General features: G+C 40.3%; 11 protein-coding genes. 2 read left to right on the top strand and 9 right to left on the bottom strand.

Annotated elements, in window-relative coordinates; genetic code table 11:
- The first annotated feature begins 196 nt into the window (after positions 1 to 196).
- Positions 197 to 385, top strand: coding sequence for a 50S ribosomal protein L28 (gene rpmB, locus CD039_RS03355; protein ID WP_002472115.1), 189 nt, complete (start codon positions 197 to 199; stop codon positions 383 to 385).
- 148 nt (positions 386 to 533) lie between these two features.
- Here the strand turns inward: rpmB and CD039_RS03350 are convergent, their stop codons facing one another.
- The 9 genes from CD039_RS03350 to CD039_RS03310 form a co-directional block, all read right to left on the bottom strand.
- Positions 534 to 1,175 (bottom strand): thiamine diphosphokinase, encoded by a 642-nt coding sequence (locus CD039_RS03350; protein ID WP_103371121.1) that lies wholly within the window; start codon positions 1,173 to 1,175, stop codon positions 534 to 536.
- A 4-nt stretch (positions 1,176 to 1,179) separates the two neighbouring features.
- Complete coding sequence (rpe, locus tag CD039_RS03345) at positions 1,180 to 1,824, bottom strand: ribulose-phosphate 3-epimerase (RefSeq protein WP_103371120.1); 645 nt, start codon at positions 1,822 to 1,824, stop codon at positions 1,180 to 1,182.
- On the bottom strand, positions 1,825 to 2,700 hold the full coding sequence (gene rsgA / locus CD039_RS03340; RefSeq protein ID WP_103371119.1) for a ribosome small subunit-dependent GTPase A: 876 nt from the start codon (positions 2,698 to 2,700) through the stop codon (positions 1,825 to 1,827).
- Positions 2,701 to 2,987: 287 nt separating this feature from the next.
- On the bottom strand, positions 2,988 to 5,123 hold the full coding sequence (pknB, locus tag CD039_RS03335) for a Stk1 family PASTA domain-containing Ser/Thr kinase (RefSeq protein WP_103371118.1): 2,136 nt from the start codon (positions 5,121 to 5,123) through the stop codon (positions 2,988 to 2,990).
- Positions 5,120 to 5,863, bottom strand: a complete 744-nt coding sequence (locus CD039_RS03330; RefSeq protein ID WP_103371117.1) for a Stp1/IreP family PP2C-type Ser/Thr phosphatase — start codon at positions 5,861 to 5,863, stop codon at positions 5,120 to 5,122. Before CD039_RS03330 ends, pknB begins: the two co-directional genes overlap by 4 nt.
- 5 nt (positions 5,864 to 5,868) lie before the next feature.
- Positions 5,869 to 6,963 carry a dual-specificity RNA methyltransferase RlmN gene (gene rlmN / locus CD039_RS03325; protein ID WP_103371116.1) on the bottom strand — a complete coding sequence of 365 codons (1,095 nt, stop codon included), beginning with the start codon at positions 6,961 to 6,963 and terminating at the stop codon, positions 5,869 to 5,871.
- A 4-nt stretch (positions 6,964 to 6,967) separates the two neighbouring features.
- Positions 6,968 to 8,281: a 16S rRNA (cytosine(967)-C(5))-methyltransferase RsmB gene (rsmB, locus tag CD039_RS03320; RefSeq protein WP_103371115.1), complete on the bottom strand. Its 1,314-nt coding sequence runs from the start codon at positions 8,279 to 8,281 to the stop codon at positions 6,968 to 6,970.
- Positions 8,278 to 9,210, bottom strand: a complete 933-nt coding sequence (gene fmt / locus CD039_RS03315) for a methionyl-tRNA formyltransferase (protein ID WP_103371114.1) — start codon at positions 9,208 to 9,210, stop codon at positions 8,278 to 8,280. The genes rsmB and fmt overlap by 4 nt, the downstream gene beginning before the upstream one ends.
- On the bottom strand, positions 9,203 to 9,691 hold the full coding sequence (locus CD039_RS03310; protein WP_103371113.1) for a peptide deformylase: 489 nt from the start codon (positions 9,689 to 9,691) through the stop codon (positions 9,203 to 9,205). Before CD039_RS03310 ends, fmt begins: the two co-directional genes overlap by 8 nt.
- 616 nt (positions 9,692 to 10,307) lie before the next feature.
- Between CD039_RS03310 and CD039_RS03305 the strand changes: the two genes are divergently transcribed.
- Positions 10,308 to 11,321 carry a YheC/YheD family protein gene (locus CD039_RS03305; RefSeq protein WP_103371112.1) on the top strand — a complete coding sequence of 338 codons (1,014 nt, stop codon included), beginning with the start codon at positions 10,308 to 10,310 and terminating at the stop codon, positions 11,319 to 11,321.
- The last annotated feature ends 14 nt before the right edge of the window (positions 11,322 to 11,335 follow it).

Genomic DNA, 11,335 nt, shown 5'->3' with positions numbered 1-11,335 from the left:
AGAGCTAGAGTAATCTATATATAATTATTTTCTTATACTTCTCCACAATATGGAATTATAACATAAAAGTTATATCCGCCGAAATAAAATTTGTTACTTAAATGTGTAATTTGATTGCCTCATCTAGAAAATTATGGTAAATTCAAATGGTATATAGTAGTTTAGTGTATTTATATTTATTAAAGGAGGTACACGCATGGCTAAACAATGTTACGTAACAGGCCGTAAAGCTTCAACTGGTAACAAACGTTCACACGCTTTAAACTCTACTAAACGTAGATGGAACGCTAACTTACAAAAAGTTAGAATTTTAGTTGACGGTAAACCTAAAAAAGTTTGGGTTTCAGCTCGTGCTTTAAAATCTGGTAAAGTTACTAGAGTTTAATAAATATAATGCACAAGAAAACTTGACTTCTATGTGGGAAGTCAAGTTTTTTCTTTATATCATCAATTACTTCTCACGCATAATCTACGCTTCATTCGGCAGCCTCACGAGTTGCTACTTCATGCCACAATCACACATCTGTACCTCTTCACTTCGCATCTCGACTACGAATCATCAAGACGCCACCATAATGTAAAGTCACTTGTCCTTCAGGTTCTAATAGTTCATTCGACACCGTTAGGGTACTCCCGACATTCAATTGCTCATGATTCAAAGGATATTTAAAGTGTTCTAGTGAAATAACAGTTGGATACATCACAGGTAAGAAAGAAATGTACTGATATTCTGAATCTCTATCAACTTTATGCTCACCACGACCTAAATAAGTGATTATATTTGTCGCATCTTTCACTCGAATGGTTATATTTTTAACTTCATACTCAGGCTTCTCCAGAATTTGCAATACACCCATAAAGTGATCCAATCTGCCGCCTGTCGCACCATAAATATCGATTTCTGTATAACCTTCTTCAACCGCCTGCATGACACCTAATGCTAAATCAGTATCATCTTTCTCAGATTTATGTGGGTTGAGTACGAGATGCGATTCCAAATAATCTCGTTCTTGTTCACTAACCGAATCAAAGTCACCAATGGCCATGCACGGTTTGATATCCTCTTCAAGTAAGATCAAGGCACCTCTATCGATGCCCGCCCATCGTTCTGATTCTCGCTCTTGAAAAAGGTTCTCTGGTAAATTTCTACGACTACATAATAAATTTATACGCATTCAATCAACCTTTCAGCTGCTGTGTTGCTTGACGATAATCAGGTTGATGGAAGAAATAAGAGCCTGTTACGAGCATTGTTGCACCAGCATCTAAAGCTTGGGTTACTGTGTCTGCATTTATACCTCCATCTACCTCGATATCAAAGTCTAATTGCTGCGTTGCTTTAAACTGTGCGAGCGTACGTACTTTATCTAAACAACGTTCAATAAAGACTTGTCCTCCAAAGCCAGGATTGACTGTCATCACGAGTACATAATCCACAAACGCTAATATCGGTTCAATCATACTCACAGGTGTACCTGGATTAATGACGACGCCCGCTTTCGCGCCCCCATCTTTAATCTTCTGAATCACACTATGGATATGGGGCGTTGCTTCGACATGAACTGATATCATGTCTGCACCATAATCAATAAAGTGCTGAACATAAACACCTGGATCTTCAATCATTAAGTGAACATCAATCGGTAAATTCGTACCGCGACGTACGGCATTCAAGACAGGTAGTCCTACAGAAATATTCGGAACAAATTGTCCGTCCATCACATCAAAGTGTACACCGTCTACACCAGCGTCTTCTAATGCGCACAACTCCTGATCTAAGTGGAGAAAGTCCGCAGCTAATAATGAGGGGAATAGTTGAGCCATTCAGTATCTTTCCTTTCTATTCGCAAGTTCTTCGTAAAGTTGTACGTAATGTTGATACCTAAACTCACGTATAGCACCCACTTCTACTTGGGCTTTAACGTGACATTTCGGCTCTTTCATGTGCATACAATCACGAAACTTGCAAGCTGTACCATAATCTTCAATCTCTACGAAATAATCTTTAAGTTCTGTCTTATCAATGTGGTCAAAGTCTAAGGCGCTAAAGCCGGGGGTATCGGCTACATAGCCCTTTTCAAATTTAAATAATTCAATGTGACGTGTCGTATGACGACCGCGATTTAATGCTTTAGAGATATCTTGAGTTTCTAGAGACAACTCAGGATGGAATTTATTTAACAGCGTAGATTTACCGACGCCAGATTGGCCGCTTAAGACCACTAAACCTTCAGACCAATTTGTAAATAACTGCTCGACTGCATCGTCACGACCTACGACTTCTACGTCATAACCTAATTCACGATAGACTTCTAAGCGTTCGTTTAAATCCTGAGACGCTTTATCAGTAAGTAAATCTTTCTTTGTCACTACTATACTTGGCGATAGCGCATATGAATGGGCAATAACGAGAAAGCGATCTAGCAGTTGTGAAGAGAAATCTGGTGCTTTGGCACTCATCACGATGACCAAGTGGTCGATATTACTCACTGGTGGGCGTTTCAGCTGGTTTGACCGTTCATGGACATGATAGATGTAACCTTCAGACTCATTCTCTACTTCGAAATCAACCACATCCCCAACGATAGGAGAGAACTTCTTTTTCCTGAATAACCCTCTTGGCTTGGTATTGTAGAGCGCACCATCAACATCAACTTGGTACACGCCACTTACTAATTTCACTATGCGTCCCGTCTTCACTATGACACCCCGCTTCTCATACTTTATCTCATTATATCAAAGGTTAGATCAACTTTATAACTATTCGTTCATGACTTGACTAGCTGTTCATTCACTCCACCGCTTCACTTCAGCTATTAAAATAAGAGTGGAACTGACATCGAATTCATTTACCCAGTTCCACTCTTATTTAGAAATGTATAAGCCAAAAGCGCTTCAAATATGCTTGAACTTGGACTGATGCACTGCCTTCGTTATGCAATCCCATGATAAATGCATCATCCATGCTTTAATTTTAACTATTCACTTTAATCTATATCATCATAGTCAATATCTTTATCTGCAACGATGCGACCATCAACTCGAATCGTATAGCCTGCATCTCGTCCTTGTTGAATTTCGAGCGGAATGACGACCTCTTGATCACTCGTTATTAAATACGTTTGATAAGGTGTGTTGCCACCACTATTCTGGTCTCGTCGAAAGATTTGAACCTTTTGGCTTTTGCCCTTTTTTCCAGAGTAAGGTACCTCTTCTTTCGCTTCATATTCTTTGGTTGTGCTGTGATGAGCATCTGAATCTGAAGATTGCGCTTTGTCACGTTTATCGCGTGCGTCATCTCCGTCACCTTTATCTTTGTCTTTATCCTTCTTCTCATCGTCTTGGTCGTCTTGATCATCTTGATCCTCGTCATCTTCATCTTTAGACTTCGGTTGTTCACCTAACGATGCCACGAGCGTAACCGTTGAGCCTTCATTCACTTTTTTATTTTTAGGTGTTTGACTAATGACATGGTCTTTCTCAACTTTTTTACTGTAGCGTTTACTCACAGCCACGTTAAATCCTTTTTCTTCAAGTGCTTCGGTCGCTTCTGCAACACTTTTACCTTCGTAATCGCCGACTTTAACTTGCTTGTAGCCCAGAGATTCCGTCAATTTAATTTCTGTGTTATGAATTTTTATCTTTTTACCAGGTTCCACACTTTGTGACTCAATATGTCCTTTAGGTACGTTAGATTTCGTATATGCCGTGTCAAAGTCGATATGCGTAATACCTAATTTATTCAACGTCTCTACAGCCGACGCTTTGCTCATATTGTATAAGTTGGGCATCTCTGCCATCTCAGGCCCTTTCGACACAGTTAAATTCACTTTCGAACCTTGTTTCACACGGCTGCCAATCTTCGGCGACGAGCTGATAACTTTATCTTCATCATACTTGTCACTGTAGGCGTGATCGACCTTTCCGACTTTCAGTTTATGTTTTTTTAAAAGCTGTTTCGCCTCTGTCATCGTATGGCCACTCACATCAGGTGCTTCGGAGTATTTCTTACCAAACATGCCCCAGCCTGCGAATGACACTAATGCCACTACGAGTAGTAAAAAGATAAAGCCAAGGAAAAATTTCTTCTTCTTCGAACGTTTCTTAGTTGGTACTGCGTGAAACTGTCCTTCATCACTTTGAAATTGTTGATGGTTAACTGCATCACTACCTTGGCTCGCTTGAGAAGTATTAGGAATTTGTGTCGTTTGCTGACTCAGCGTTTCATTCACGTATCCCGTATTTAACGGTACCGTCTTAGTTTGCGTGTTATCTGTATGATAAACTGCATCGTCTTGATGATCGGAATCCAGTGCCGTCTGTAAATCTGAACGCATCTCAGAAACATCTTGATAACGGTCATGACGATCTTTCTCTGTCGCTTTCAAGACTACATTACTCAATGCTTGCGGCACATCTTGACGCGTCTCAGTTATATTCGGAATGGCAGATTGAATATGTTGAATCGCGACACTAATTGCCGTCTCACCTTTGAATGGTGGTTCACCCATTAAGAGTTCGTAGAGCACAATACCTATTGAATAGACATCAGTCGTCTTATCTGTATTCTCACCACGTGCTTGTTCGGGTGAAAGATACTGTACCGTTCCAAGTACACTATTCGTATGCGTCATCGTCGTTTCACTTAGCGCTTTCGCAATGCCAAAGTCCAACACTTTCAACGTATAGTCTTCACAGACGAGCACGTTCTGCGGCTTCACATCACGATGAACGATACGGTGCTCATGGGCATGTTCAATTCCATTGATAATCTGTTCTGTAAAGTTAATCGCAGTTTCAACGTCTAGAGGTTGATGCTGTTCAATATACTCATTCAGCGTTGGCCCGTTGATGTATTCCATGACGATAAAAAAATGGTCATAATCGTCTTCAGTCACATCATAGACATTGACGATATTCTCATGCGAAAGTTGCGTTAAGTTGTGTACTTCTCTGTTAAAACGTTGAAGTGTCGCATCTTTTTCTCCTGAAGGTACCGTTACCGCTTTAACTGCAACTTGGCGCTGAAGAATCGTATCTTCAGCTAAATAGACCGTACTCATCCCGCCGCCACCAAGTTTACGTACTACACGATAACGGTCACTAATCACTTGACCGATCATACCTTATCACCCTCGATTTCTGCGAGGACGACACTCACATTGTCTTTCGACGCTTTATCTTCTGCTAGTTGAAGTAGTGCATGACCTTGTGTCTGTAAATCGCCCTGTTCTGCTAACTGAGCTTGAATTTCATGATCACGCACGTAATCTGTTAAACCGTCTGTGCATAATAAGAGATAGTCGTAGAAGTTTGTCTTTCTAACAAACAAATCAGGTGCTACACGACGATCTGTACCCATCACTTTAGTAATGATATTGCGTTGCGGATGGTTAAATGCCTCTTCCTCTGTAATTTGACCAATCATCACGAGATGGTTCACGAAAGAGTGATCACTCGTGAGCTGATTGACCTCACGTGAGTTAACCAAATAGGCACGTGAGTCTCCGATATTCGCCACGACGACGTGATTATCAAAGACCATTGCACAAACACATGTCGTGCCCATACCATGATATGACGCATGACTTTCAGCATAGTCATATAAATCGCGATTCACACTCTTCAAGGTCGTATTTAACCAACGTTCCGCACGTTCAGGCTCGATAAAGTTCTCCTCCTCGAAACGTGATTGTAAGGCTTCTGTGACATATTGACTTGCGATCTCACCTGCTTGATGGCCACCCATACCATCACAAATCACTAACAACTGTTGTTCTGTCTTATTGTAGAAGACTCCGCCAGCGTCTTCGTTCTTCTCACGATATGATCCTGCATCAGTGAATAGTTCAGCATTAAGCATGTTACCTACCTCGTTTCTACTTGACGTTCTTTCGCTCTTAACTGGCCACAGGCTGCATCAATATCTGATCCTTGTTCACGACGAATCGTCGCATTGATGCCTAAACGTTTCAATTCTTTTTCAAATTTAAAAATGTCTTCTTTCGGTGTTCGCACATAGTTACGTTCCGGAACGTGGTTGACTGGAATCAAGTTAACGTGACAGTTGAGGTGTTTAATTAAAGCAGCGAGTTCACGCGCATGTTCAAGTTGATCATTCACACCACCAAACAAGCCGTATTCAAAAGTAACACGTCGATTCGTTTGTTCTTGATAGTAATCGATCGCATCCATAAGTTTATCCACATCATACGCTCGGTTAATCGGCATTAAACGAGAGCGAATTTCATTATTCGCACCATGCAGACTGACCGCAAAGTTGATTTGAATATCTTCCTCGGCAAAGTCATAAATACGAGGAATGATTCCTGATGTCGAAACAGTGATGTGACGTGCACCAATATTTAAACTGCGATCATGATTCACGATGCGTAAGAAATCCATCATTTCATCATAGTTCTCAAATGGTTCACCAATACCCATGATAACGATTTGAGAAACCCGTTCATCAGTCGCATCTAAGGCTTTCTGTACGGTTAAGACTTGAGCCACAATTTCACCTGCTTCTAGGTTACGGTTGAGCCCACCAATAGATGATGCACAGAAAGTACAGCCGATACGACAGCCTACTTGTGTCGTCACACAAACCGAATTACCGTAATCGTGACGCATTAGTACTGTTTCAATAGTATAACCATCTTGAAGTTGGAAGAGGAATTTGATCGTTCCATCTCTACTTTCCTGCTTTACAACCGTAGATAACGTCGTAATCGCAAAGTGTTCTTCAAGTAGCTCACGTAATGACTTAGATAAGTTAGACATCTCATCAAAGCTATCGACACGCTTTTCATAGAGCCATTGATAGATTTGTTGCGCACGGAACTTTTGTTGACCATGCTCTACTAACCAATCTTGCAATTCATCAAATCTTAATGAATAAATCGATTGCTTGTCGAAATCAGGAAGAAACTTATTCTTTTTCTTCTTTTTTTCAGTAATCATAGTATTATTTATCCTTTCTTTTAATTCGAGTTATAAAGAAGCCATCTGAATTAAAGTCTTGAGGCAATATTTGAAGTGTCTTGACACGTTCATGTGTAATCGGATGTTCAATAGGTTCAAATTCGAAATCACTATTTTGTTTTAAAAATGTATAAATCACGTTCTCATTTTCAAGCTGTTCAATCGTACATGTGGAGTAAACGAGGGTACCACCTGGTTTCAATTGATGTTTCACATTTTCTAATATCTCTAGCTGTAGATCAACGAGTTGATGAATGTCCTCCCAGGATTGCGTGTATTTGATCTCAGGTTTATGACGCAAGACCCCGAGTCCACTGCACGGCGCATCTACTAAAATTCTATCATACATCTCATGATAAGGTGTGGTCGCATCGTGTTGCATTGCCTTAACGTGTGTTAAACCTAATTTATCGATATTCTCTTGAATCAGCGCAATCTTATGTTGATGAATGTCTGTTGCAGTAACCTGCCCCGTGCCGCGTAGTAACTCGCCTATATGACATGCTTTACCTCCTGGCGCACTACACGCATCAAGGATATGGTCACCAATTTGTGGGTCGAGATAGGTTGCGACGAACATCGAACTTTTATCTTGGATAGAAATCAAGCCCTCGCGGAAACTATCAGAGTTCGCAATCACTCCGTCGCTCACATGTAGACACACATCGAGATGCGCATCCTCTTCAACTGTGAACCCTTCCTCTTCTAATCGTTGTACCGCTTCTGAGGTTGAAATCTTCGACGTATTTACTCGTACCGTTTGCGCGACATTCTCTAACATGGACTGCGCAATACGCTCGGTCTCTTCGAAGCCATGATGCGTGATCCAATGTTTAATGAGCCACATCGGCAAACTGTAGCTTATGCTAAGACGTCGTTTGGGATCCTGAATCTCCATTGGATCAGGTAGTTCTGAACGCGTGATTTGACGCAAGATTCCATTGACAATCTTACCTTGATGCGATCCTCCACGTTTCTTCGCAATCGTTACTGCTTCGTTTATCACAGCGTGTGTTGGGATGCGATCAAGATAGCGATACTGGTACAAACTCATCCACAATAATATGCGTACCCAACGTTTCAGTTTGGTTTGAATAAAAGGCTTGAGCATATAATCTAAAGTATATTGACGTTTCAAAGTACCATAGACGATTTCTGTAATCAATCCTTTGTCAGCTTGAGACAAGTCATTGTGCTGGAGTGTTTGATTGAGCGCAAGATTGCTATAGGCGTGATCTTTAATCACCATCTCTAACGTTTCAAAGGCGAGCGTTCGTGCATGCGTCTCTGTCGTCATACCAGCACCTTACCTACGAGAGATTCTTGCACACCACTAAGATAGTTGGCGACAGGCATACGTTTCTTACCAGCGAGTTGAATCTCAGTCAACGCAATCGCATCACTAGACCCTGTACCAACGATCATCGCTTTCTTCGTTGTCTCAATAATTTCGCCAGGATCTCCATCTTTATCTGCTTCAATGCGAGCTGCGAACAATTTCATATTCGTATCGTCCATCGTTGTATAAGCGACGGGCCATGGTGAAAGACCGCGGATGTGATTGAATATATCGCGTGCAGACGCTTCCCAATTCACTCGTTCATCTTCACGTGAGATGTTAGAAGCGAAAGACGCTTTTGAGTCATCTTGCGGGATGCTCTCGTTCGTTTCATTAATAATGTCTGGTAACGTGTCATGCAATAACTCTGCGCCTAAGAAACTCAACTTATCATGGAGCGAGCCCACGTTATCTTGATCTTCAATCTCAATTGCTTTCTGAGAAATGATATTACCAGCATCTAACTTTTTCACCATATACATAATGGTTACGCCTGTTTCACTTTCACCATCAATAATCGCTTGATGAATCGGCGCGCCTCCACGGTATTTTGGTAAGAGTGAAGCATGTACGTTAATTGCACCTAAACGAGGCGCTTCTAATAGCGATTCTGGCAACAATTGACCAAACGCAGCTGTAACGATAAGATCTGCTTCGAGTTGAAGTAAGTCCTCAAGCTCTTCTGAATCAGCGAGTTTTTCTGGTTGATAGACTTGAATGCCAGCCTCTTGTGCTACACGTTTTACCGGTGGCGGTGTCATCTTGCGCTTTCTACCTACTGGACGATCTGGTTGTGTCACCACTGCAATCACATCATGTTCAGCAATTAACATTTCTAATACTTTAGTTGAAAAGTCTGGGGTTCCCATAAAGATTATCTTACTCATCGTCTAAATACGCCTCCAATTCATCTTCAGAAATACGTTGTTCCATTTTATGTGTAAACCAAACGCCTTGAAAATGGTCATACATATGCAAAATCATGCGTGCAATATCATCATATGCCGTCAACTCTACCTCTCGCCCATGACGGTCTTGTGCTTGAACCACAATCATGCGACTTCTCGTAACTGTCCCATAGACCCCCTCTAAACTAATAGAACCTTCTAGCTCCGTCGCTGTTTCATCTGAATGCGAAATAATATAAGGATTAATTAATTGTAGTAACCCGTCAGGCCCCATATCAATAATTGCCACCTGTTGATCGATACCCATTTGTGGTGCACAAATCGCTGTTGCTTCTTCTGCGTAAAGTGTATCTTCTAAATCAGTTAATAGCGTTTCTAATTGGTGATCGAATTGCGTAACTGGTGAAGTGGGATGATTTAGTATGGGATGGGTAGATGGTACGAGTTGCTTTATCGACATATAGACGTCTCCTTATAAAAATTCATTAAGTTATTATAACTTAAAAAGTAACAAATTGCGATAGTATGAAAACGCTTTGCGAGTTTTAGTAAAGGAGCCTGGGACAAAATTAAAATTTATTAATTTTCAATGTTATAACTCTCGCTTGCTTATGGGACCACACTCAACTAATTCTTTTCGCTCTAAGAGCTCGAAGAATGGATTTTCTTTGTGGTCTAGTTCCATCAAGCGTCTCGAGTTCATATTGAAAATTTACTCAAAAATTTAGTTTAAGCTTGCTTTTGATTTATCTAAAAAGTTAATTCGCATTAATGTCCCAGTCTCATATAATAAATTTATTTAATATTAGAAACCTAAAAAACGAGCGGTTTTGCGAAATCTCAATGCTAAATATTTCTACTTATAATTAAAAGACTATCCATTTAGTGAAATGACAATTAAGCACGCGCTTTTTTATAGTTTTGTTGTATAATATTAAATGTCGGACAAGTAGAATTGAATAAATTATCTCTTGTTTCAAAATCCATATTTTCTATTACAAACTTATGAAGCAAACATGGAGCAATCTCCCCTCACTTGAACCTTGCTTCTATAATATTGAAAAGGAGTTACTCAATTGAAAACAGTTGGAATGTTACGTTCAATCAAACAACCTGGAATATTAGCACGTACTATAGCCTATATGTGCCACTTTAACGACATTGTCTTTTTCTATTTCACCCCAGAGGATGTCGATACTACTCATCAACAAATTAATGGTCTTTTTCTCGAAAATGGTCAATGGAGACGCGGTATCATCGGGTACCCAGATGTCGTGGATAATGAACCTATGAAAGCCGTAAATAAAAATATTTATGATTCACTTCAAACTGTATCGGTAATGACGACGCATACGCTAGGTGGTAAGAATAAAGTCTTTAAACTATTATCGCAAAGCAATAACTTTAACGATGTACTCATTCCTTATCGTTTAATTAAAAAGCCAGAGGATATTTTAGACTTTTTAACACGCTATCAGAAAGTCTTGCTTAAACCTGTGTTTAGCAATCAAGGAAGAAATATTTATGTGATTGAACGAGATGACGATAAGATCACTTTAGCTGATGATACGACTTCCACAACGCTTAGCGAAGAGGACTTATTACCACTTATTAACGACAAATTTTTAAAACCTAACTATATTTGTCAGCCATTTTTCGAATCTATGACGAAAGAAGGTCATCCATTCGATATTCGCCTCCATGTGCGTAAAAACGAGAAAGGCCAATGGCAAAAGGTTAAGATTTATCCACGCATCGGACTGGGTCGCCATATCACTTCTAATATCAGCCAAGGCGGTGGTATCTCACCTATCGTGTCGTTTCTGAAAGCAAACTTCGGCGATAACTGGAAAGATATTAAACGTCGACTTGAACAACTCTGTGTAAGCTTTCCGGAACGCTTTGAACGTTTCTATGATTATGAACTTGATGCACTAGGGATTGATTTGGGTGTAAACCCACAAGGAGAAATCGGCTTATTTGAAGTGAATACTTACCCAGGTCAACAATTCTTCTACGCTGAAGATTCCGAAGTTAGAGTCAACTACTATCAATATCTACTGAATCGCATTCATAGCGAAAGAACGTAATCAACAAAGAAAGA

This window comes from Staphylococcus argensis (assembly GCF_002902305.1).
Taxonomy (GTDB): domain Bacteria; phylum Bacillota; class Bacilli; order Staphylococcales; family Staphylococcaceae; genus Staphylococcus; species Staphylococcus argensis.
The sequence above is the reverse complement of the archived record's forward strand: the minus strand, read 5'-3'. Positions and strand labels throughout refer to the sequence as shown.

Bases quoted from the DNA above. Each gene is read 5' to 3' on its own strand.
- fmt (WP_103371114.1), bottom strand. From the start codon at position 9,210: ATGAGTAAGATAATCTTTATGGGAACCCCAGACTTTTCAACTAAAGTA.
- rsmB (WP_103371115.1), bottom strand. From the start codon at position 8,281: ATGACGACAGAGACGCATGCACGAACGCTCGCCTTTGAAACGTTAGAG.
- pknB (WP_103371118.1), bottom strand. From the start codon at position 5,123: ATGATCGGTCAAGTGATTAGTGACCGTTATCGTGTAGTACGTAAACTT.
- CD039_RS03310 (WP_103371113.1), bottom strand. From the start codon at position 9,691: ATGTCGATAAAGCAACTCGTACCATCTACCCATCCCATACTAAATCAT.
- rpe (WP_103371120.1), bottom strand. From the start codon at position 1,824: ATGGCTCAACTATTCCCCTCATTATTAGCTGCGGACTTTCTCCACTTA.
- CD039_RS03330 (WP_103371117.1), bottom strand. From the start codon at position 5,863: ATGCTTAATGCTGAACTATTCACTGATGCAGGATCATATCGTGAGAAG.
- CD039_RS03350 (WP_103371121.1), bottom strand. From the start codon at position 1,175: ATGCGTATAAATTTATTATGTAGTCGTAGAAATTTACCAGAGAACCTT.
- rlmN (WP_103371116.1), bottom strand. From the start codon at position 6,963: ATGATTACTGAAAAAAAGAAGAAAAAGAATAAGTTTCTTCCTGATTTC.
- rpmB (WP_002472115.1), top strand. From the start codon at position 197: ATGGCTAAACAATGTTACGTAACAGGCCGTAAAGCTTCAACTGGTAAC.